The organism is Actinomadura sp. RB99 (genome assembly GCF_014706005.1).
Taxonomy (GTDB): domain Bacteria; phylum Actinomycetota; class Actinomycetes; order Streptosporangiales; family Streptosporangiaceae; genus Spirillospora.
Genome location: NZ_JABMCA010000015.1, coordinates 26,253 through 48,641, shown reverse-complemented (window position 1 = coordinate 48,641; position 22,389 = coordinate 26,253). Strand labels below are relative to the sequence as shown.

The 22,389-nt window shown below is 72.5% G+C and carries 19 protein-coding genes; 15 read left to right on the top strand and 4 right to left on the bottom strand.

Going from position 1 to position 22,389, the window contains the following annotated elements; all coding sequences use genetic code 11:
• Nucleotides 1-66 precede the first annotated feature (66 nt).
• Entirely contained in the window at nt 67-1,089 is a 1,023-nt protein-coding gene (locus tag amrb99_RS52420; RefSeq protein ID WP_190856809.1) for a DivIVA domain-containing protein, read from the bottom strand.
• Between the two features lie 323 nt (nt 1,090-1,412).
• Here amrb99_RS52420 and amrb99_RS16275 point away from each other — a divergent pair, with 323 nt between their 5' ends.
• The 3 genes from amrb99_RS16275 (at nt 1,413) to amrb99_RS16265 (ending at nt 6,607) form a co-directional block, all read left to right on the top strand.
• The gene (locus amrb99_RS16275; protein ID WP_190856808.1) at nt 1,413-1,934 is read left to right on the top strand and encodes a gamma carbonic anhydrase family protein; all 522 of its coding nucleotides are present in this window, start codon (nt 1,413-1,415) and stop codon (nt 1,932-1,934) included.
• 131 nt (nt 1,935-2,065) lie between these two features.
• The gene (locus amrb99_RS53130) at nt 2,066-6,229 is read left to right on the top strand and encodes an AAA family ATPase (RefSeq protein ID WP_190856807.1); all 4,164 of its coding nucleotides are present in this window, start codon (nt 2,066-2,068) and stop codon (nt 6,227-6,229) included.
• A 183-nt stretch (nt 6,230-6,412) separates the two neighbouring features.
• Nucleotides 6,413-6,607 (top strand): hypothetical protein, encoded by a 195-nt coding sequence (locus amrb99_RS16265; RefSeq protein ID WP_194736913.1) that lies wholly within the window; start codon nt 6,413-6,415, stop codon nt 6,605-6,607.
• Between the two features lie 179 nt (nt 6,608-6,786).
• Here the strand turns inward: amrb99_RS16265 and amrb99_RS16260 are convergent, their stop codons facing one another.
• The gene (locus tag amrb99_RS16260) at nt 6,787-6,990 is read right to left on the bottom strand and encodes a cation transporter (protein ID WP_190856806.1); all 204 of its coding nucleotides are present in this window, start codon (nt 6,988-6,990) and stop codon (nt 6,787-6,789) included.
• A gap of 217 nt (nt 6,991-7,207) precedes the next feature.
• On the opposite strand from amrb99_RS16260, the gene amrb99_RS16255 reads away from it, so the two are divergent.
• Together amrb99_RS16255 and amrb99_RS16250 are read left to right on the top strand one after the other, a co-directional pair.
• Nucleotides 7,208-7,825 (top strand): DUF47 family protein, encoded by a 618-nt coding sequence (locus amrb99_RS16255; protein WP_190856805.1) that lies wholly within the window; start codon nt 7,208-7,210, stop codon nt 7,823-7,825.
• 173 nt (nt 7,826-7,998) lie between these two features.
• Complete coding sequence (locus tag amrb99_RS16250) at nt 7,999-8,982, top strand: inorganic phosphate transporter (RefSeq protein WP_190856906.1); 984 nt, start codon at nt 7,999-8,001, stop codon at nt 8,980-8,982.
• A gap of 233 nt (nt 8,983-9,215) precedes the next feature.
• On the opposite strand, the gene amrb99_RS16245 is transcribed toward amrb99_RS16250, so the two are convergent.
• Nucleotides 9,216-10,895, bottom strand: coding sequence for a bifunctional metallophosphatase/5'-nucleotidase (locus amrb99_RS16245; protein ID WP_190856804.1), 1,680 nt, complete (start codon nt 10,893-10,895; stop codon nt 9,216-9,218).
• 97 nt (nt 10,896-10,992) lie between these two features.
• Between amrb99_RS16245 and mshD the strand changes: the two genes are divergently transcribed.
• From mshD to amrb99_RS16200, 9 genes are all read left to right on the top strand, one after another.
• Nucleotides 10,993-11,850 (top strand): mycothiol synthase, encoded by an 858-nt coding sequence (gene mshD / locus amrb99_RS16240; RefSeq protein ID WP_190856803.1) that lies wholly within the window; start codon nt 10,993-10,995, stop codon nt 11,848-11,850.
• A gap of 107 nt (nt 11,851-11,957) precedes the next feature.
• A complete protein-coding gene (locus amrb99_RS16235; protein WP_190856802.1) occupies nt 11,958-12,548 on the top strand; it encodes a hypothetical protein in 591 nt (196 codons plus the stop codon).
• A 346-nt stretch (nt 12,549-12,894) separates the two neighbouring features.
• Complete coding sequence (pstS, locus tag amrb99_RS16230) at nt 12,895-14,007, top strand: phosphate ABC transporter substrate-binding protein PstS (protein ID WP_190856801.1); 1,113 nt, start codon at nt 12,895-12,897, stop codon at nt 14,005-14,007.
• Nucleotides 14,008-14,177: 170 nt separating this feature from the next.
• Complete coding sequence (gene pstC / locus amrb99_RS16225) at nt 14,178-15,095, top strand: phosphate ABC transporter permease subunit PstC (protein ID WP_190856905.1); 918 nt, start codon at nt 14,178-14,180, stop codon at nt 15,093-15,095.
• Nucleotides 15,092-15,991 (top strand): phosphate ABC transporter permease PstA, encoded by a 900-nt coding sequence (pstA, locus tag amrb99_RS16220; protein WP_190856800.1) that lies wholly within the window; start codon nt 15,092-15,094, stop codon nt 15,989-15,991. The genes pstC and pstA overlap by 4 nt, the downstream gene beginning before the upstream one ends.
• A 22-nt stretch (nt 15,992-16,013) precedes the next feature.
• Entirely contained in the window at nt 16,014-16,790 is a 777-nt protein-coding gene (gene pstB / locus amrb99_RS16215) for a phosphate ABC transporter ATP-binding protein PstB (RefSeq protein WP_190856799.1), read from the top strand.
• Nucleotides 16,791-16,799: 9 nt separating this feature from the next.
• Nucleotides 16,800-17,975: an EfeM/EfeO family lipoprotein gene (locus tag amrb99_RS16210; RefSeq protein WP_206699964.1), complete on the top strand. Its 1,176-nt coding sequence runs from the start codon at nt 16,800-16,802 to the stop codon at nt 17,973-17,975.
• On the top strand, nt 17,972-19,246 hold the full coding sequence (gene efeB / locus amrb99_RS16205) for an iron uptake transporter deferrochelatase/peroxidase subunit (protein ID WP_190856798.1): 1,275 nt from the start codon (nt 17,972-17,974) through the stop codon (nt 19,244-19,246). The genes amrb99_RS16210 and efeB overlap by 4 nt, the downstream gene beginning before the upstream one ends.
• Nucleotides 19,247-19,294: 48 nt before the next feature.
• Nucleotides 19,295-20,974, top strand: a complete 1,680-nt coding sequence (locus tag amrb99_RS16200; RefSeq protein ID WP_190856797.1) for an alkaline phosphatase family protein — start codon at nt 19,295-19,297, stop codon at nt 20,972-20,974.
• Nucleotides 20,975-21,084: 110 nt separating this feature from the next.
• Here amrb99_RS16200 and amrb99_RS16195 read toward each other — a convergent pair whose 3' ends face one another.
• On the bottom strand, nt 21,085-21,801 hold the full coding sequence (locus amrb99_RS16195; protein ID WP_190856796.1) for a response regulator transcription factor: 717 nt from the start codon (nt 21,799-21,801) through the stop codon (nt 21,085-21,087).
• 211 nt (nt 21,802-22,012) lie between these two features.
• Here amrb99_RS16195 and amrb99_RS16190 point away from each other — a divergent pair, with 211 nt between their 5' ends.
• On the top strand, nt 22,013-22,273 hold the full coding sequence (locus amrb99_RS16190; RefSeq protein ID WP_190856795.1) for a MoaD/ThiS family protein: 261 nt from the start codon (nt 22,013-22,015) through the stop codon (nt 22,271-22,273).
• The last annotated feature ends 116 nt before the right edge of the window (nt 22,274-22,389 follow it).

Here is a 22,389-nt window from a genome sequence, read left to right as displayed (position 1 = left end):
GGTGCGCCCGGCAAGGGCCGGGCGCACCGTTCGGGGAGCGGGTGACGTTTCCGCCGGGGCTGGGGATCAGCTCGGGTCGGCGGGCCCGCGCGGGGCCGGGGGGACGATCGGGGCGTGGCCGCCGGACGGGCCGCCGTCGGTGTCCTCGATCGGACGCGGCGCCTTCGCGGGCGGCGGGACCTGCGGCCCCGTGCCCGTGCCGGTGGCCGGGCCGTCCGGCTCCGGCTTCTTCATCGACGGCGCCGGAGCGGCGACCGGCTTGGCCACGATCGGCTTCGGCCCGGTCGCGGTGGACGGCGCGGGCGGCTTGGGGCCGGCCGCGGCGGCGGGGGCGGGCTGCGCGGGGACCGGCTGGGCGGGGGCGGCGGCCGGCTGCTTGCGCGGCGGCGTCTGCCGGACGGCGTCCTCGACCATCTTCTCCAGCGGGCCCGCCTCGTTCTCGGCGGTCAGCAGCCGGTGCAGGGTCTCGCTGATCTCGGTGAGCCGCTGCAGCGCCTGCGTGTGGTTCTTGGTCAGCGAGGTGAGCCGCTGGGTGGCGCCCTCGTTGATCACGCTGGCGCGGCGCTCGGACGCGGTGAGCGTGCGCTCGGCCTCCAGCCGCGCGCTCGTCACCGTCTGCTCCGCCTCCTGCTTGGCGGCCGACAGCACGCTGTCGGACTCCTTCTTGGCGGCGGCCAGCATGTGGTCGGCCTTCTCCTGGGCCTGGGAGAGGTTCTTGTCGGCGTGCGCGCGGGCCTCGTCGATGATGCGCTTGGACTCCTGCTCGGCGTCCTTGCGGATCTCGGCGCCCTTGGCCTCGGCCTCGGCGACCTTGTCCTGCGCCTCGTCCTCGGCGAGGTTGATGATCTGGCGCAGCCGGTCGCTCAGGTCGTCGCCGGTGGGCTTGCGGGCCTCGCGCACCTCGGCCATCTCCCGGCGGACGCGCTCGGCGTCGTCCTGGGCGCGCGCGAGCCGGGCCTCCAGCTCGCGGTGCTTTTGCTGGGCGCGGGCGATGTAGTCGTCGACCTGGCGGCGGTTGTAGCCGCGCATGACGATCTCGAAGGACTCGTCTTGAAGGAGGTTCGGCAGGATTTCGGCTTCGTTGCTCATGATGCCTTGGGGGGTCGTTGGCGGGGGTATCACCCCGTCAGGGTCGGTTTGCGAATCCTCACCCGCCGGTCAGCGGGCCCACAGCAGAAACGTCAGCATCGACTCTCGTGCGATCCGCCCCGCTCGCGCAACCGGAACGCCCTTCTCGCTGCCGTTTCTTCATCTGGCTGGAGGCGACAAACTACCCAATTTCCCGAAAAAACGCCCTCACCTGCGCCGCCGTGTCGCGCGACATCCACCGAATCCGACATCCCGTCGAACCCGTGCCCGACCCCGCCTCCCCGGCCCCCGGACGGATCCGGGCACGGCCTAGCATCGGGCGCATGAGCTATGTGGGGTCGCTGGGCGAGGACGAGCCGAAGATCCACGCCGAGGCGTGGGTGGCGCCCGGAGCCGTGATCGTCGGACGCGTGACGCTCGGCCGGGCGTCCAGCGTCTGGTACGGCTCGGTGCTGCGCGGCGACGATGAGGAGATCGTCGTCGGCGACGAGTGCAACATCCAGGACCTCAGCTGCCTGCATGCCGACCCGGGCATGCCCGCCGTCCTGGAGGACCGGGTCAGCCTCGGGCACAAGGCCATGGTGCACGGCGCGCACGTCGAGACCGGCTCGCTGATCGGCATCGGCGCCATCGTGCTGAACGGCGCCCGGATCGGGGCGGGCACGCTCATCGCCGCCGGCGCGCTGGTGCCGCCCGGCAAGCAGATCCCCTCGGGCGTCCTGGTGGCGGGCACGCCCGGCAAGATCGTCCGGGAGCTGAACGACGGCGACCGCCTCGTCCTCCAGCACACGCCCGACGTCTACATGCAGAAGGCCGAGCGCCACGGCCGCGCCACCTGGCGCTGACGCCGCCGGCTGCCCCGGCGGACGGGCAGATCGACGGGTTTGCGCGGGACGGTAGGCGCTGACCTGCGGGTATTCGCGGCGGGCGGCTCGGGGGGAAATCTGGGGCGTTCCGTCTGACTACCATGACCCACGTGGTGTGGGGACCGGGCTATGGCAGTGCTCCGCCGCCCAACCCCCGGATGGGGCAGGATCCGTTCGCGGAGGCCGAGCGCGACACGAGGGCGATGGTGGCCGCCCAATGGTGGCCGTCGGCGCCTCCTCAGCAGCGCCATCACGCCATCGCCGGCCGCATGCTCGTCCTGCCGGACGGGACGTGGTGGCTGTTCGGCGCGTGGGCCCGGTGGTACCGGCTGCACCCGTCGGACGGCCAGTGGTACCTGTGCCCGCCGCCTCGGACGCCCGCCGTGCGGATGGCGGCGCGGCCCGCGCAGCAGGGCGGGATGCAGGTCCCGCAGCTGCCGCCGCACGTGATCCCGGCCGGGCCCGACTTCTCCTACGACCCGCCCGCGTCGCTGCCGTTCGTCGGCCACGGCTTCGCCGGCGAGCTGACGGCGCGGGTCCGCGCGACCGTGGAGTCCGCGGCGGCGCTGCCCGCGCCGGAGTACCCGCACTGGTGGTCGCAGTTCACGCAGGAGACGCCGTCCACGGTGGCCGTCGCGTGGGGCGTGATGATGTGGTGCGCGACCGCGCCGGTGTTCGACGCCCGGCTGGACGCGCAGATGCTGGACCTGTGGAAGCCGTACCGGGCCAAGCCGCTGCCGGACGTGGACGGCCCGCGCTGGATGACCCCGCCCGCGCTGGAGACGCTGGTCGGGCTGTACTCCGAGCGGCTGCGCGCCAGCCGCGTGGACGCGGCGGTCGTCGTCCTGCGGACGATGTGGGCGGTCGCGAGCGCGCTGCGCGACGACGTGCGGTTCCAGACCCGGGCGGACGCGCTGCTGGCGATCCTCGGGACGACGCTGAGCAACCCGACGGTCGACTACGGGGCGCTCCCGTACGGGGACCAGGCGATCGTCCAGCAGTGGCTGACCCGGTGCCCGCCGCACCTCGTGCCCGCGCTGCGGAACGAGAGCTCGCCGGGCGACAACTTCCGGCACGCGTTCTACACGCTGAGCGAGGCCATCGGCGACCTGCCGGGCGACCCGGCCGACCCGGCGTACACCGAGCCGCGGATGGTCGCCGCCGCGCTGCTGGCCGCCGACCTGGACGTCGTCCGCAAGGACGTGGCGGGCTCGATCGTCCCGTGGCTGGACCCGGAGATCCGGTACACGGTGCAGGCGGTGGCGGAGCAGAAGGGGCACCCACTGCGCCGGCTGTGGCCGGCCGACCTGCGGCTGCCGGAACCGCTGCGGGCGGCGGGCTCCGGCGAGGGCGCCGAGACGCTGCTCGCCGCGATGTACGAGCTGGACCTCGCGTGGTGCCGGCTCGGCGGGATGCCGGCGCGGCCCCGCGGCTTCCCGGTGCCGACCGCGATCATCGCGGGGATCATCGGGCGCGGCCGGGCGCGCGCCACGGCCGCCGCGCCGACGCAGACGCCGCCGCCGAGCCCGTCGCCGAGCGTGTCGCCGTCACCCCCGTTCGGCATGCAGAGCCAGCCGGGCGTGGCGCCGGGGGCGCCGCCGAAGCCGGCGGAGCCGCAGGGGCCCGCGCAGCCGTTCGTCCAGCCGCCGGCCCAGCCGGGGTGGGAGAACGCGCCCGGCCCGGCGGGGCTGCCGCAGCCGGCGGCCGGGTTCGCTTCGCCGGATCCGGCGATGGGCGGGTTCTCGCCCGCCGAGGAGGACGCCGGCGGGAGCGTGGCGCCGCCGTACACCGAGCTCGGTTTCCAGCAGGCCGCGCCCAAGCCCGTACTGAGCGATCAGGGGCAGGCCGCCTTCGGGATGCCGGGCGCGCCGCCGCTCGGGCCGCCCGACCCCGGACGGCCCGGCCATCCGGGCTTCGACGCCGGTCAGGCGCAGCCGCCCGCGGGCGGGGCGCCGTATCCGGGGGCCGGGCAGCCGCCCTTCGCGGACCAGGAGGGCACGTCGCCCGACCGGGGGCCGGGGCCGGCGGAGCAGCCGCTCGGCGGTTTCTCACCGGACGAGGAGAAGCACGACGAGCCGATCGTGCCGCCGTACACGCAGCTCGGCTACCAGCCGGCCGGTGCCGGGCCTCCCGCTCAGGGCCTGCCTCCCGGCGCCGGCGTGCCCCCGGCCGCACAGAACCCGCAGGGGCCTCCGGCCGCGCAGAGCCCGCAGGGGCCTCCGGCCGTGCAGAATCCGCAAGTCCCTCCGGCGGTTTCGGGGCCGCAGGGAGCCCAGCCGGGGGAGCAGCCGGCCGCGTTCGACCCGTACGCGACGCGCGCCGAGGACGCAGGCGCGCCGTCGCAGCCGGCCGCCGGCGCGTACGCGACGCGGTTCGAGGACGGCGCGGCGTCCAAGCAGGGCCCCCCGGTGCCGCCGCTTCCGCAGAACGCGCCCCCGCGGAACGCGCAGCCGCCCGGCACGCGCATCCTCGGCCCGGAGGACCTGGAGGACGGCCCCGCGCAGGGGCCGCCGCCCGGCCCCGGGACGCGGGTCATGTCCGAGACCATGGTCGGCGACTTCGACTTCCTCGACGACACGCCGTCGCCCGAGCGGCCCGTCCACGAGATCCCGCCGCCGCAGGACCTCGGCCGCCGCCGGACGCTCGAACGGTTCGGGATCGGGTTCGTGTCCGGCGAGCACGACGCGGGCGAGCTGCTGGACGAGCTGCGCACGCAGGTCGAGGAGTGGAACGCGGCGGCCGGGGAGGACGCCGAGGTGACCCGGGTCGACGGCCGGCCGGGCTCGGCGCCGGCCGGCGTGCCCGGGGTGCTGCTGGTCGGCGGCCCGCACACCGGGCAGCGCAGGCTGGCGCGGCTGATCGCGCTGACGCTGGCGGACGCGGGCCTCGGCGACGGCGCGATCCGCGCGCACGACGCCGACGACGTCCGCGACGCGCCGGTGGACGCCATGGAGCGGATCCTGCGGCAGCCGGGCCCGGCGATCCTCTTCGAGCGGCTGGACGTGGCGATCGGCGCCGCGCAGGACCCGGTCGCGGTCACCGGCGCGGTGCGGCGGGCGCGGCGCGACCCGGTGAACACGACGCCGCTGATCGCGACGTGCGAGCCGCGCGCGTACAAGCGGCTGCTGAGGGAGCACCCGAAGCTGGTGCAGGCGTTCCGGGTGTACCGGCTGCCCGACTTCAGCGGGCTCGACGACCGGATGACGCTGCTGCACCTGCTGGCGGACGAGCGGCGCGTCACGATCGGGGCGTCGGCGCTGGAGGTCGCGAAGGAGGACCTCGAACGGCTCCGCGGCCCCGGCGACCTGGTGAACGCGCGGCTCGTCGAGGCGTACCTGGACCAGGCGAGCCAGCGGAACATGGCGCGGGCCGGCGCGTCGCACGACCGGCTCGTCCTGACGCCGGACGACCTGCACGGCGTCGCGGAGGGCATCGAGCCGGCGCTGCGGCCGCCCGGCGACATCGACGGCTACCTGCGCCGGCTGGACGGGCTCACCGGGCTGGACGACGTCAAGGCGGTCGTCCGGGAGCTGGCGGACGAGGCCGAGCAGACGGCGGACCGGGTCCGGTACGGCGTGGCGGACCGCGACGCCCACCACCTGGTGTTCGTCGGGCCGCCGGGGACGGGCAAGACGACGGTGGCGGGGCTCGTCGGCGGGATCTACGCCGCGCTCGGGCTGCTGGAGTCGGGGCACGTGGTGGCGTGCCGCCCGGTGCATCTGGCGGGGCGCGACCAGCCGGACACCGAGAGCCGGGTCGCCGGCATGATCGAGCAGGCCCTCGGCGGCGTGCTGCTGATCCAGGAGGCGTACCTGCTGGACCGCAGCCCGGCGGTGGTGAACGAGCTGCTGCGCGGCATGCGCGAGCGCGGCGGCCGGTTCATGGTGGTCTGCTCCAGCCCGGCGGCGGAGATGGAGGGGTTCCTCGCGGGCAATCCCGCGTTCCGCGCCGAGTTCGCGCGGATCGTGGAGTTCCACGGGATCAGCGACCGGGAGATGGTCCGGCTGTTCCAGAAGTACGCCGAGCGGGACCTGTACATGCTGGACGAGGAGCTGCGCGTCGAGCTGCTCACCCGCTTCGAGCGGTTGCGGCAGGACCCGTCGTTCGCCTACGCCAGGACCGTCCGGGCGCTGTTCGAGCAGACGGTCGCGCGGCAGGCGGCGCGCCTCGCGGGCGCCGACGTCAACGCGGCGACGGTGGCCCGGCTCACCGCCCGCGACCTGCCGGAGTCGGCGCTGGAGCAGATGCTCGGCGACTTCCACCGGGGCGGCTGACGGCGTCCGACAGGAGTCCTTGACGGGCTCCTCTCGGGACCCCTCCCGGGTGATCGGGCGCATCATGCTCACCTGACCCGGGAAGACCACGGATATGGGTGGCCCTCGAATGGCCCTCTTGGGTCATGTGCCCGTCGGGGCGGGACGCGTAGCCTCGAACTCGGGTGTGGGGAACGAACGGAGGTGGACGCGGTGCGCCAGCAGAACCTCGATCTGCGCGTCCACGACCGCGTTGCGTTGGACGAGATCGAACTCTATGCCGAGATGCTCAGCGCGGTGGCGGCGGCGGAGCGGCCGCTCACCATCGCGGAAATCGACATGGTGCTCGGGGTGCGTTCCGGCGAGGCCGGTCGTCGCGAGCTGACGCCGCAGGAGTAGCCGAGGCCCGATCCGCCCGGGGACGTCCGCGCCGGACGTCCCCGGTCCGCGTTTCCAGGGCGGTTCCGCGCACCGGGGCCGGCCCGTGCTCCGGAGGCCGCCGCGACGGTCCGCGGACGGCGGCTGAGACGGGCTGACCGTATTCGCCGAAAGTGCAGGTCCGGAACCGGCCGCCCAGGTCAGCCCGCGACGTCGTACCCGGCCTCGTCGATCGCCGCGCGCAGCGCCGCGTCGTCCAGGCCGTCGCCACGGACGGTGACGAGCTTGGCGTCCACGTCCACCGCCACCTCGCTCACGCCGGGCACCCGCCCGACCTCCCCGCTGATCGCGGTCACGCAGTGCCCGCAGCTGATCGCCGGGACGCTGTAACGAATCTCACTCACGCGCGTCGTCACTCTCCGTGCGGCCGTTGGTCCGGCCCCGAGCCTATGCGCAGCGGGCCCGATTGGGGCAACCGCAGGGGTATGTACCTGGTGATCTAGGGCAATCTTGTAGGTGAGAGGATGGGTGACACCGGCCGAAGCTGGGGCAAAGGTTCTTTTTACGGCCGGTAGCGCCTACGATCCTCTGCGGACTGTTCCGGCACCACAGGAGAACGACGTGCGCTTGCGTCTCACGCCGCGTGAGGACAGCTTCTACGACATGTTCGCCGACTCGGCGAACAACCTGGTCACCGGCGCCAGGCTGCTCGTGGAGCTCATCAGCGACGGCGCCGACCGGGCAGCGATCGCGGAGAAGATGCGCGCCTGCGAGCACGCGGGCGACGAATGCACTCACGCGATCATGCGACGGCTGAACGAAACGTTCATCACCCCGTTCGACCGCGAGGACATCTACCGGCTGGCCTCGACGATCGACGACGTGATGGACGAGATGGAGGAGGCAGCCGACCTCGTCGTCCTCTACAAGATCGACGAGTTCCCCAAGGGGATCGTGCACATGGTGGAGGTGCTGGAGCGGGCCGCCGAGCTGACCGCGGAGGCCATGCCCCGGCTGCGCTCCATGAAGGAGCTCAACGAGTACTGGATCGAGATCAACCGGCTCGAGAACCAGGGCGACCAGGTGTACCGCAAGCTGCTGGCGCAGCTGTTCAGCGGCGAGTACGACACCCTGACCGTGCTGAAGCTCAAGCAGGTCATCGACCGCCTCGAAGAGGCCGCGGACGCGTTCGAGCACGTCGCGAACACGGTCGAGACCATCGCGGTCAAGGAATCATGAGCGCGGACCCGGAGCCGGGCTCGACCATCGTCCGGGAGCCGTCGGCGGACACCGACGGGTCGATCGGCGAGCAGGCGACCCGGCGCGTCTCCGGACGGGCGTGGCTGCTGCTGCTCGCCGGGATCCTCCTGGTGATGGTGGCGGGCGCGCTCGGACTGCGGTCCGACGCGCAGATGGCCGTGCTCGTCCTGGTCGTCGTGGTGTCGCTGGTGTTCGACTACACCAACGGCTTCCACGACGCCGCGAACGCGATCGCGACGGCGGTGTCCACGCGGGCGCTGACGCCCCGGGTGGCGCTCGGCATGGCCGCGGTGATGAACATGCTGGGCGCGCTGCTCGGGGTCGAGGTCGCCAAGACCATCAGCGAGGTCATCACCCCGCCGACCGGCCTCCACGGCCTCACCGTCATCGCCGCCGGCGTGCTCGGCGCGATCACCTGGAACCTGATCACCTGGTACTTCGGGCTGCCGTCCTCGTCCTCGCACGCGCTGATCGGCGGCGTCGTCGGGGCCGGGCTCGCCTCGTCGTCGTACGTGAACTGGCACAGCGTGGTCGACAAGGTCGTCGTGCCGATGGTGGTGTCGCCGGTCGTCGGGTTCGTCCTGGCCTACCTGGTGATGGTCGCGATCCTGTGGATCTTCCGGCGGGCGCAGCCCAGCCGGGTGGTGCGCCGGTTCCGCATCGCGCAGACGCTGTCGGCGGCCTCGCTCGCCCTCGGCCACGGCCTGCAGGACGCGCAGAAGACGATGGGCGTCATCGTGCTCGCGCTGGTCACCACCGGGCACGCGAGCGGGAACTCGGTGCCGCTGTGGGTGATCGTGGCGTGCGCGGGCGCGCTGTCGCTCGGCACCTACGCGGGCGGCTGGCGGATCATGCGGACGCTGGGCCGCAAGGTGATCGAGGTGGACCCGCCGAAGGGCTTCGCCGCGGAAGCGACCGCTTCGATCGTCCTGTACGTCACCGCCTACTTCTGGCACGCTCCAATCTCCACCACGCACACGATCACCTCGGCGATCATGGGGGCAGGGGCCACGAAACGGCTGTCCGCCGTCCGCTGGGGCATGGCCGGCAACATCGTCATGGCCTGGGTCCTCACCCTCCCCGCCGCCGCGATCGTCGCCGCCGTCGTCTACTGGGCGGTGCACTTCTGGGCGTGATTTCCCAGGGGGGACGAGTTTGCCCAGGGGGGCGACCCCCTGGAACCCCCGTTGCGACTGACAGGCTGTTTCGCCGCTCCGCTAGCGCTCCGCGGCGAAACAGCCTGTCAGTCGTCGGGCAGGCCCGCTGCGCTCGCTGCACTCGCTCCGCGGGCCTGCCCGTGGCCGTGGCTGGGGTCCGGCCTTCCGGGCCGGTGTTCAGCCGGGTCGTAGGGAGAGGTGTTCAGCCGGTCTTACTGGCCGGTGATGCGGTCCAGTGCGGGGGGTGCGATGGTGCCCTGGGCGGTCAGGTAGGCGACGAAGCCGTCCAGGTCGATCGGGCCTAGGACCTGGTCCTTGCCCTGGGTGAACGTGGTGAAGCCGTCGCCGCCGCCGAGCAGGAAGTTGTTCGCGGCGACCTTGTAGGTGGCGGCCGGGTCCACGGCGGCGCCGTCGACCGTGATGTTCGAGACGCGGTCGCCGGCCGGCCTGGAGCGGTCGATGGTGAAGTGCAGGTTCGCGGACGGCTGGAGTATCTTCTCGCCCGCGGACGTCCACTGCTGCTCCAGCAGGGCGTCGAGCTGCGCGCCGGTCAGCGACGTCACGCCGAGCACGTTGCTGAACGGCTGGACGGCGAACGCCTCGCCGTAGGTGACGACGCCGTCGCCCTCGGAGCCGCTCGCCTTGTAGGTGAGGTCGGTCCGGACGCCGCCGGGGTTCATCAGCGCGACCTGGGCGCCCTTGTCCTTCATCGCGGCGAGCTGGGAGTCGGCGATGACGTCGCCGAGCGTGGTCTCGCCGGCGGCGGACGGGGCGCGGGTGAGATCGGCGGTGATCTTGCCGATGGGTTTGTCGGCGATCACGCTGACCCGGTCCTTCCAGGTCTGCACGAACCGCTGCGTCGCCGGGTCCGGCGGGACGTCGCGGGTGACGACGTGGTTGTCGGCCGTCATCGACGAGCGGACGATGTCGTCGGTGCGCCGGTCGACCTTGAAGTCGACCTGGGTGATGATCCGGCCGAACGAGGAGCCGGACGAGTAGAGCCGCGGCCGGCCGTCCGGGCCCTTCACCGTGCAGACGTACTGCTGGTGGGTGTGGCCGGAGAGGACGACGTCGATGTCCGGGTCGGCCTGCTGGGCGATCCGGGTGCCCGCGCCGGGGACCACGCCGCAGTCGTCGGGCTTCTCGCCGGCGGTGACGTTGTCGCCCTCGTGGACGAGGAGCACCATCGCGTGGACGCCGCGCTCCTTCAGCTCCTTGGCGGCCTTGTTCGCGGCGTCGACCTCGTCGTCGAACCGCAGGCCCTTGACGCCGTCGGCGGTGACGATGGTCGGCGTCGTCTTGGTGACGACGCCGATGAAGCCGACCTTGACGCCGTTGATCCAGCGGATCGTCCAGGGGTCGAGGAGCGGCTTGTTCTCCTTCTCCAGCAGCACGTTCGCCGCCAGGTAGTCGAACTTCGCGCCCTCCCACTCGCCCGCCGGGGAGCAGCCGTCGACGGGGTGGCAGCCGCCGTTCTGGATGCGCAGCAGCTCCTGGTAGCCCTCGTCGAACTCGTGGTTCCCGACGGCCGACGCGGTGAGCCCGATGTCGTTCATGAACTGGACGGACGGCTCGTCGTGGAACGCCGCCGAGATGAGCGGGGACGCGCCGATCAGGTCGCCCTGCGCGACCGTGAGCGTGTCGCGGTTGCGCAGCTGCTTCAGGTGCGCGGCGACGTAGGCGGCGCCGCCGGCGGGGACGGAGTTCCCGTTCTCGTCGATGGCGGTGCCGCTGCTGCCCGTCGGGGGCTCCAGGTTGCCGTGGAAGTCGTTCAGCGCGAGCAGGCGCACGGACGCCGGGGGCTCGGGGTGCGCGGACGCGGGTTGCGCGGCCAGTCCCGCCGCCACCAGCCCCGCGGTGGCGCCGGCAAGGAGGGTGCGTCGTCGGATCATGGGCTGGACGCTAGAGACGCCGGGCATCCGGCGATCGGCGGAGTGATGACGGTTATGTGACGACTTGACCAGGGCGGCGGGCGGTTAGGGTGTGATCATGGAGGAGCTGCGGGCGGACGAGGCGGAGCGGGTGGGGGCGCTGGTCGAGGCGGCCGCCGGAGCCGACGGCGTGGCACCGCTGTCGGAGCACGCGCTGCTCGCGCTGCGCGCCGGGCGCGGGGGACTGGTGGTCCGCGACGGCGGCGCGGTCGCGGGCTACGCGCATCTCGATCCGGCGACGGAGGACGAGCCCGCCGCAGGCGAGCTGGTCGTGCACCCCGACCACCGGCGGCGCGGGCATGGGCGCGCGCTGCTGCGGGCGCTGCGCGAGAAGGCCGGCGGGCCGCTGCGGGTGTGGGCCCACGGCGATCTCCCGGCCGCCGCAGGGCTCGCCGAGTCCGAAGGGATGGCCCGTGTGCGCGCGCTGTTCCAGATGCGCCGTCCCGCCGAGGGGCCGCTGCCCGAGCCGGCGGTCGCCGAGGGCGTCCGGCTGCGCACGTTCGAGCCGGGACGCGACGAGGAGGCGTGGCTGCGGGTGAACGGCCGCGCGTTCGCCGACCATCCCGAGCAGGGCGCCTGGACGATCGAGGACGTCCGCGAGCGCGAGGCGGAGGACTGGTTCGACCCGTCCGGCTTCTTCCTGGCCGAGCGCGGCGGAGAGCTCGCCGGGTTCCACTGGACGAAGGTGCATCCCGGCGGCATCGGCGAGGTGTACGTGGTGGGCGTCGACCCGGACGCGCAGGGCCTCGGCCTGGGCCGGACCCTCACGCTCGCCGGGCTGCACCATCTGCGCGACACCGGGGTCGCGCAGTTCATGCTCTACGTGGACGAGTCGAACACGGCGGCCGTCCGGCTCTACGAGTCGCTGGGGTTCACCCGGTTCGCGGTCGACGTGATGTACGGCGCCCCCGAGTGATGTCAAGGAATCCTTGACATCATGACCCCTCCTGCCCGTGCCCTGATCGGCGTCGCCGCCCGCCTCGACGAGCTGGAGCCGCTGCCGGCCCGCGACGAGGACGGCCGGTGAGCGCGTTCCTCGCCGATGAGCAGGCGGACGCGATCCGCGAGGCCGTCGCCGAGGCCGTCCTGTCGGCGAGCGAGCAGGGACGCAAGGGCCTCGACAGCGACCCGGACGCCTCCCTGCTGATGGTCGCCGCGTCGGCCGTCGCGGCGGAGGAGACCAGCAGGCTGCTGCGCCAGTCGATCACCGGCGCGCGCGCCGCCGGGCACAGCTGGGAGGCCCTCGGCGGGCTGCTCGGCATCAGCCGCCAGGCCGCCCAGCAGCGGTTCGGCGCCTCCGTGGCGGCGGCCAAGGGGGCCGTCCCTGACGGCGGCCCCACCCGCAGGGTGCTGCGGCCACTGCACGCCTTCAACGAGATGGAGGCGCTGGAGAAGGAGGGCCGCCGAGGCTGGCACGCCGTCGACTACGGCTACCTCTTCCATCTGGTCGAGGCGTCGCCGGACAAGTGGGAGCACCGGCGCCTGTGGTGGCCGTCGCGCCGCCGCCGTCGCGCGCTGGAGGAGCAGGGGTGGGAGCTCATCGTCCCGTCCGACTTCGATTCGCCGTGGGCCTACTACAAGCGCCGCCTGGACGAGCCCGCCGATCCGCGGTGACCGGAGGCGGTGCCGCGCCGCCGCCGGAACCTCCGGCGGCGGTCCGGATCCGTCTCCGTGGCCGGATCGCGCCGGTTCCCGGTGTCCGTTCCGGCAAACCCGGATGACCTTCTCCGCACGGGCTTTTGGCATGTCTGAGCTGCGCTGTTAACCCGGCGGCCACGCCAAATCGGGACATTCTTCGTAATAGGGCCTGGCCTCGTTCATTCTCCGTTCACCTGGATCGGGGTGTCCGGTCACCTCGCCTGCCTACCGTCGCATCCGACGGCGACCCCACCACCTGGTCAAACCGTGCCAGTGCGGCGGTCGGGGGACCCGCCCGACGAATCCAAGAGGAGACCTCCCGGTGAAGAACGGTTCTCGGCTCGCCGCCCTCGGCGGTGTGGTCGTCGCTGGGGCGCTGGCCCTGTCCGCCTGCGGCAGTGACGACAACAACGGCGGCAACACCACGGGTGCGAACAGCCCAGCGGCCGCAAACATCGACTGCGCGAAGGGCGCGATCAACGCGGCCGGGTCGAGCGCGCAGAAGAACGCGATCGAGGAGTGGACGAAGGTCTACACCAGCAAGTGCTCGGGCGCCAACATCAACTACAACCCGAGCGGCTCGGGCGCGGGCGTCCAGGCGTTCACCTCCGGCCAGGTCGCCTTCGCCGGTTCCGACTCGGCGCTCAAGCCCGAGGAGCACGGCCCCGCCGACGCGCGCTGCAAGACCGGCAAGGCGATCGACCTGCCGATGGTGCCCGGCCCGATCGCGGTCGTCTACAAGCTCAACGGGGTCGACGGCCTCCAGCTGTCGCCGAAGACGCTCGCGGGCATCTTCGCCGGCAAGATCACCAAGTGGAACGACGCGGCGATCGCCAAGGAGAACAGCGGCGCCAAGCTGCCGTCCTCCGAGATCAAGACGCTGCACCGCTCGGACGACTCCGGCACCAGCGACAACTTCACCAAGTACCTGAAGGCCACCGCGCCCGACGTGTGGTCGTTCGAGCCCGGCAAGAAGTGGGTCGCCCCCGGCGGCCAGGGCCTGAAGGGCTCCGACGGCATCTCCACCGCGCTGAAGCAGACCGAGGGCTCGATCTCCTACGTCGAGCTGTCGTTCGCCAGCAACAACAGCCTGCAGACGGCGAAGCTGCAGAACGGCGCCGGCGAGTACACCGAGATCAGCCCGGAGAGCGCCTCCAAGGCCGTCCAGGGCGCGCAGATCGTCGGGACCGGCAACGACCTCGCCCTGAAGCTGGACTACGGCACCAAGGTCGCGGGCGCCTACCCGCTGGTCCTCGTGACCTACGAGATCGCCTGTGAGAAGGGCCTGCCCGCCGAGCAGGCGAAGTTCGTCAAGTCCTTCCTGACCTACATCTCCAGCCCCGAGGGGCAGCAGTCGCTGACCGCCCAGGGCTACGCCCCGCTGCCCGACAACATCGCCACCAAGGTGCGCGAGACGGTCAAGGGCCTGTCCTGACCGGCGAGGACTCCGGCACCAGCCACAGCCCCGCCGCCGGCGATCCCGGCGGCGGGGCCGCCGCACGTCTCAGCGGCCCGGACGCGGGCCGCGAGGAGGGAGACACCGTGACGAGCGACACACCCGCCGCCCTGGCCAAGGCGGCGGAGCGTCCCCGGCCCGCGCTCTCGATGAGCACCGGCCGCGCCGGGGACCGGATCTTCGCCGGGCTGAGCCGCGGCTCCGGCCTGGTGATCCTGGCGATCATGGCGGCGATCGCCGTCTTCCTGGTGTGGAAGGCGATCCCGGCGCTCCAGGACGACAAGGCGAACTTCATCACCTCGCAGGAGTGGAACCCCGACGGGACCCCCGCGAAGTTCGGCATCGCCCAGCTCGTCTTCGGCACGCTGATGACCTCGGTCCTCGCACTGGTCATCTCGGTGCCCGTGGCGGTCGGCATCGCGCTGTTCATCACCTACTACGCGCCCCGCCGGCTCGCCGGCGCGATGGCCTACCTGGTCGACCTGCTCGCCGCGGTGCCGAGCATCGTCTACGGCCTGTGGGGGCTGAACTTCCTGGTCACGAAGATGACCGGGGTGTCGGAGTTCCTCAACACCTACTTCGGCTGGATCCCGCTGTTCGGCGGGAACGAGACCGGCGGCCGGACGATCCTCACCGCGTCCATCGTGCTCGCCATCATGATCCTGCCGATCATCTCCGCGATCACCCGCGAGGTGTTCGTGCAGGTCCCGCACGCGCACGTGGAGGCGGCGCTGGCGCTCGGCGCGACCCGCTGGGAGATGATCCGGATGTCGGTGCTGCCGTTCGGCCGGTCCGGGATGGTGTCGGCGGCGATGCTCGGCCTCGGCCGCGCCCTCGGCGAGACGATCGCGGTCGCGATGGTGCTGTCCACCACGTCCGGGATCGACTGGCACATCCTCAAGGACGGCGGCAACACGTTCGCGGCGAACATCGCGAACACCTTCGCGATGTCCGGGCCGGCGGGGCGCAGCGCGCTCATCGCGTCCGGTCTCGTCCTGTTCGTCATCACCCTGATCGTCAACGTGGGCGCCCGCGCGGTCGTGGCCCGCCGCAAGGAGTTCTCGTGACCTCCCTCTCCGGAACCAAGCCGACCTCGACGCTGGCCTCGGTCTCGGCGGGCCGCAAGGCCAAGGACCGCGCCGCGCGGGTGTTCGTCTACGCGGCGTTCCTGCTGGCGGTCATCCCGCTGGTGTCGGTGCTGTGGACGGTGATCTCCAACGGCGCCAAGCGGTTCGACGGCGTGTTCCTCACCCACTCCATGAACGGCCTGGCCAGCAAGGACGCCGGCGGCGGCGCCTACCACGCGATCATCGGCACGCTGGAGCAGGTCGGGCTGACCGCGCTGATCTCCGTCCCGCTGGGCGTGCTCACCGCGATCTACCTGGTGGAGTACGCCCGCAACGGGCGCCTCGGCCGCACCATCAGCTTCTTCGTCGATGTCATGACCGGCATCCCGTCGATCGTGTCGGGCCTGTTCGTCCTGGCGTTCTGGCTGCTCGCGCTCGGTATGGACTTCTCCGGCTTCGCGGGCGCGCTGTCGCTGACGATCCTGATGCTGCCGACCGTCGTCCGCGCCACCGAGGAGATGCTCAAGCTCGTCCCCGGCGACCTCAAGGAGGCGGCGTACGCGCTCGGCGTGCCGCGCTGGCGCACGATCATGTTCGTGGTGCTGCCGACGGCGCTGCCCGGCATCGTGTCCGGCGTCATGCTCGCCGTCGCGCGCGTGATGGGCGAGACCGCCCCGCTGCTGCTGACGATCTTCATCACGAAGGCGATCAACACCGACCCGTTCAGCGGCGCGCAGGGCTCGCTGCCCACCTTCATCTGGGACCAGTCCACCGACCCCAACACCAACGCGGTGGACCGCGCCTGGGCGGGCGCGCTGGTGCTGATCCTGCTCATCATGCTGCTCAACCTGGCGGCCCGCCTCGTCGCGTGGCTGCGCAAGCCGTCGTCCCGATAGCCCGATAGGAGAGAACCCCACAATGGCCAAGCGGATCGAAGTCTCCGGGCTGCACGCCTACTACGGCGGCACCCACGCCATCGAGGACATCTCGATGACGATCGAGCCGCGCTCGGTGACGGCGTTCATCGGCCCGTCGGGCTGCGGCAAGTCCACGTTCCTGCGCACCCTGAACCGGATGCACGAGGTGATCCCGGGGGCGCGCGTCGAGGGCAAGGTGATGCTGGACGACGAGGACCTGTACGCCTCGTCGGTCGACCCGGTCGCGGTCCGCCGCGTCGTCGGCATGGTGTTCCAGCGGCCCAACCCGTTCCCGACCATGTCGATCTACGACAACGTCGCGGCCGGGCTGAAGCTGAACGGGGTGCGCGGCAAGCGCCGCCTCGACGAGGTCGTCGAGGAGTCGCTGCGCGGCGCGAACCTCTGGAACGAGGTCAAGGACCGGCTCGGCAAGCCCGGCGCGGGCCTGTCCGGCGGCCAGCAGCAGCGGCTGTGCATCGCCCGCGCGATCGCCGTCCAGCCGCAGGTGCTGCTGATGGACGAGCCGTGCTCGGCGCTCGACCCGATCTCCACGCTCGCGATCGAGGACCTGATCGGCAAGCTGAAGAGCCAGTACACGATCGTCATCGTCACGCACAACATGCAGCAGGCCGCCCGCGTCAGCGACCGGACGGCGTTCTTCAACATCGCCGGCACCGGCAAGCCCGGGAAGCTCATCGAGATCGACGACACCAGCAAGATCTTCACGAACCCCGAGCAGAAGGGCACGGAGGATTACATCACCGGACGCTTCGGCTAACCTGCCGCGGTGGACCGAGACCGCGCGCGCCCGCGGGCGCACCTGTTAAGGACGCCCGCGTTCCCGCTGCTCACGGCCGTGGCGGCGGCCGGTCTCGCGGGCTGCGGCGGCGGAGGCGGCCACCGGGCCGCGCCGGTGGTGCAGGCGGACCGGGCGCACTGCGGCCGGGGCTGGAACGATCCGCGCGCGGGCACGCAGACGCTGATGGTGCACAACGCCGACAGCGCCGCGACGGAGGTCGACCTCATCGACCCGTCCAGCGGGGCGATCTACGCCGAGCTGGAAGGGGTCGGGCCGGGGACGACGCGGGCGCTGCGGGTGACGGTCGGCGGCGGGACCTACGCGTTCTGGTGCTTCCCGGACGGCGGCCACCCGGTCACCGGGCCGAAGGTGACCGTGACCGGCTCCGCGGGCGGCCCGGCGGTGCGTCCCGTCACGCAGAACGACCTGTTCCCCGCGCTGCGGTCCTACCGCGCGTACGTGACGAAGGGGCTCGGCGTCCTGCGCGACCGGGTGGACGAGCTGCGCGACGCCGTCCGCTCCGGCGACCTGGACGCGGCGCGCGAGAAATGGCTGCCCGCGCACCTGGCCTATGAGCGGCTCGGCGCCGCGTACGGCACGTTCGGCGACTACGCCGACAAGATCGACGGACGCCCGGCGGGACTGCCGGACGGCGTCCGCGACCCGGGCTTCACCGGCTTCCGGCGCATCGAGCACGGGCTGTGGCACGGGGAGTCCGCGGCGTCGCTGCGGGGACCGGCGGACCGGCTCGCCGCCGACGTCCGGGCGCTGGTCGCCGACTTCCCGCGCGAGCAGATCGACCCGTCCGACCTCGGGCTGCGGGCGCACGAGATCCTCGAGAACACGGTGCGGTTCGAGCTGACCGGCAAGGGCGACCAGGGCAGCGGGACGGCCCTCGCGACCGCGTCGGCGAACCTCGACGGGACCCGCGCGGTCCTCGACCCGCTGCGCCCCGTGCTGAAGCCCCGGATGGACCTCGGCGGCATCGACGCCGGCCTCGACCGCGTGTCCAGGCTGCTGGAGGCGCAGCACCGGCACGGGAGATGGACGCCGCTGGACGAGCTGAGCACCACCGACCGTGAGCGCGTCAACGGCGCCGTCGGCGACCTCGTCGAGCGGCTCGCGTCCGTCGCGACCGTCGCCGCCGTCCGGAGGACGTCATGAACGCCGGTCCGGAGGACGTCGTGAGCACCGGTCCGGAGGACACCGGGAGCGGGCCCGGCCGCCGCTCGTTCCTGCGCGGCGCGCTCGCCGCGGGCGTCGCGGGAGCGGTCACGACCGGAAGCGCCGCCGCCGCGAAGGCCCCGGCGGACGCGAAGGACCCGAAGAGCCCGTCCCCGGCGGCGCCGCCGTTCCACGGCGTCCACCAGGCCGGGATCATCGAGGAGCCGCAGGCCCGCTCCATCGTCGCCGCGTTCGACGTGATCGCCGAGAGCAGGGCCGAGCTCACCGACCTGATGCGCGCGCTGACCGACCGGGCGCGCGTCCTGACCGGCGGCGGCGTCCCGGCCGAGCCGGGCATCAGCGCACCGCCTCCCGACTCCGGCATCCTCGGCCCGGACGCCCCCGGCGGCGGCCTCACCGTCACCGCCGGCGTCGGCGCGTCCCTGTTCGACGACCGGTTCGGGCTCGCGTCCCGGCGCCCGAAGCGGCTCACCCGGATGCGGACCTTCCCCGACGACGACCTCGACCCCGCCTGGTGCCACGGCGACCTCGCCCTCACCCTCGGCGCCGCCGACGAGGACACCGTCCTGCACGCGCTCCGCGACATCTGCCGCCACACCCGCGGCGGCATGCAGATCCGCTGGCGGATCAGCGGGTTCTCCAGCCGGCCCCGGCCGTCCGGCGCGCCCCGCAACCTGATGGGCTTCAAGGACGGCATCGCCAACCCCGACGTCACCGACGCCGCCGCCATGAACCGGCTCGTGTGGGCGGCCGCCGACGAGCCGCCCTGGACGTCCGGCGGGACGTACCAGGTCATCCGGCTGATCCGGATGCTGGTCGAGTTCTGGGACCGGGTCGGGCTGCCCGAGCAGGAGCAGATGTTCGGCCGCAGCCGCGACACCGGCGCGCCCCTCGACGGCGTCCACGAGACCGACGCGCCCCGCTACGCCGCCGACCCCGTCGGCAAGGTCATCCCGCTGACCAGCCACATCCGCCGCGCCAACCCGCGCGTCCCGGACACCGAGGCCAGCCGCATCCTGCGCCGGTCCTGCAACTACGACCGGGGCGTCGACGGCGCCGGGAACCTCGACATGGGCCTCGTCTTCGGCTGCTTCCAGCAGGATCCGCACCGCCAGTTCGAGGCCGTCCAGGAGCGGCTCGCCGGCGAACCCCTCACCGACTACATATCACCGTTCGGCGGCGGTTACTTCTTCGTTCTTCCCGGCGCCCGGAATCGGGTAGATCATCTCGGCCGGGGGTTGCTCGGGTAGGCGCGCGGCGCGCCTGCGGGCCCCTCGCACCAGAGGAGGAGACAAGACATGCGGGAGACACCAGGTCCGAGAGAACCGGCCGGAACCGGACACCGGCCGGGCGCCCGCCGCCGGCCCGCGCTGATCGCCGCCGCCGCCGTCACGGCGGGGCTGGCCGGCCTCGCCGCCGCCTGCGGAACGTCCGGCGCGCCCACCGGGATCGCGGCGCGGGACGGCGCCACCGGCCACGGGCCGGGCGCGCCCCCGCGGACACCGATCGAGCACGTCGTGGTGATCTACGGGGAGAACATCTCCTTCGACCACTACTTCGGCACCTACCCGCACGCCGCCAACACCGACGGGACGCCGTTCCACCCCGCCAAGCACACCCCGAAGGTCAACGGCCTCACCGAGAAGCTCCTGAAGGACAACCCGAACCAGTACGACCCGAAGCGGCTGACCCCGTCCCAGGCCCTCACCTGCGACCAGGACCACGGCTACGCCGCCGAGCAGAAGGCCGTCAACGGCGGCGAGATGGACAAGTTCGTCGAGTTCACCGGCAAGGACAAGTGCACCGGGCAGCCCATTCTGTTCGGCGAGCCGGGCCTCGTCATGGACTACTACGACGGCAACACCGTCACCGGCATGTGGAACTACGCCCAGCACTACGCCATGAGCGACAACTCGTGGGACGGGACGTTCGGGCCGTCCACCCCCGGCGCCATCAACCTGATCTCCGGGCAGACCCACGGCGTCTACGCGGTCGACCCGAAGACCCACGAGAAGGTCACCGACGCCTACACCGTCCAGTCCCCGGACGCGGACGGCGTCGGCACCATGATCAACGACCCGGACCCGGCGTTCGACGACTGCTCCGACAATAACCACACCTCGGCCAACGCCCTCGCCGTCATGACCGGCAAGAACATCGGCGACCTCCTCAACGCCAGGAAGGTCACCTGGGGCTGGTTCCAGGGCGGGTTCCGGCCCACCGGCAAGGCGAACGGCTACGCCGTCTGCGGCGCCGCCCACGCCAACATCGGCCACAACCAGGTCGTCGACTACAGCCCGCACCACGAGCCGTTCCAGTACTACAAGTCGACGGCGAACGAGAAGCACCTGCCGCCGTCGTCCGTCCAGGCCATCGGCCGCACCGACCAGGCCAACCACCAGTACGACCTGACGGACTTCGACGCCGCGCTCGGCGCCCACAACCTGCCGGCCGTCAGCTTCCTCAAGGCGCCCTCGTACCAGGACGGCCACGCCGGCTACTCCGACCCGATCGACGAGCAGAGGTTCGTCACCAGCACGATCAACAAGCTGCAGCGGTCGCCGGAGTGGAAGTCCACCGCCGTCGTCCTCGCCTACGACGACTCCGACGGCTGGTACGACCACGCCGCACCGCGCATCACGAACGGCTCGACCGACGCCGCGACCGACCAGCCCCTGTGCACGAGCGTCAAGGCCATGGGCGGCTACCAGGACCGCTGCGGCCCGAGCCAGCGCCTGCCGATGCTGGTCGTCTCCCCGTACGCCAAGGTCAACCACGTCGACCACCGCCCGGTGGAGCAGGCGTCGGTGCTGCGCTTCATCGAGGACAACTGGGGCACCGGCCGGATCGGCGACGCCTCCTTCGACGCCCGCGCGGGCGGCATCGAGGGCATGTTCGACTTCCGGCGCCCCAAGGCCGAGCAGGTCATCCTCGACCCCGACACCGGCGCGGTCGTGTCCAGGGGGGCGACCCCCTGACCCCCGTCACGGGCAGGCGCGCCGCACTCGCCTGCCCGTGGCCGGCGGCCGAGGTCCGATCCGCGGGAACCGCCGTCAGCGGGCGCTGAACGAAGAACCCCCGCCAGGGCTCACGCTTTGGCGGGGGTTCTCTCTTCGGCGTCGCCGGGACGATGATCGGGGACGAAGCGGTAGCCGACGTTGCGGACGGTGCCGATCAGCGACTCGTACTCGGCACCGAGCTTGGCGCGCAGCCGCCGGACGTGGACGTCCACGGTCCGGGTGCCCCCGAAGTAGTCGTAGCCCCACACCTCCTGCAGCAGCTGGGCGCGGGTGAAGACCCGGCCCGGGTGCTGCGCGAGGTACTTGAGCAGCTCGAACTCCTTGAACGTGAGGTCCAGGATCCGGCCGCGCAGCCGCGCCGTGTAGGTCGCCTCGTCGATGGTCAGCTCGCCGCTGCGGATCTCGCCGGGCACCTCCTCGGCGTCGGCGACCGCCGCCGCCCGGCCGACCGCGAGCCGCAGCCGCGCCTCGACCTCGGCGGGCCCGGCGGTCTGCAGCAGCATGTCGTCCAGCCCCCACTCGGAGCTGAGCGCGGCGAGACCGCCCTCGGTCACGATGCCGAGCAGCGGGCAGTCCAGTCCGGTGGTGCGCAGCAGCCGGCACAGGCTCTTGGCCTGCACCAGCTCGCGCCGCGCGTCCACCAGGACGACGTCGGCGGGCGGCGCGTCGATCAGCGCGGACGCCTCGGCCGGCGCGACCCGCACCGAGTGCAGCAGCAGCCCGAGCGCGGGCAGGACCTCGTCGGACGGCTCCAGCGCGTTGGTCAACAAGAGCAAGCTGCTCAAGGGCCCGCCTCCTCGTCCCCTAAAAAGACGTAGGACCCAGGCGGCTCATCCTCAAGCCCGGCCACGGTCGGCGGCTCGAAGACGAGGTGACCATGAAGGGTCATGCGGATGAACTCCATGGCCTCGTCGCCCGGATCCCTCGTCCTGAGCATATCCGAGCCCTGGACAGAGGCAATGGCCGCATACCGGGAAGCCATGAGATCGTGGGAGCGTGGCCAGAGGGACGATGCGGTACTGGGCCGCGGCCAAGGCGGCGGCGGGGACGCACGAGGAGCCTTACGACGCCGGGACGCTGGCGGAGGCGATCGAGGCCGCGCTGGCGCGCGACGGGCGCGGCGCGGACTTCGCGCGGGTCGTCGGCCGCAGCTCGTTCCTGATCGACGGGGACCCGGTGGGCGGCCGTCCGCACGGGTCGGTGGAGCTGCCGGAGGGCGGCGTGGTGGAGGTGCTGCCGCCCTTCGCGGGCGGCTGATCCCGGAGTTCCGGCGCCGGAACCGATCTCACGGAGTGATCCGGGCGCCGGGCGAACTCATCCCGCAGTGCGACTCGACCGGGGCGTTCCGGGCAATAAGGTGTGGCGATCGCGCA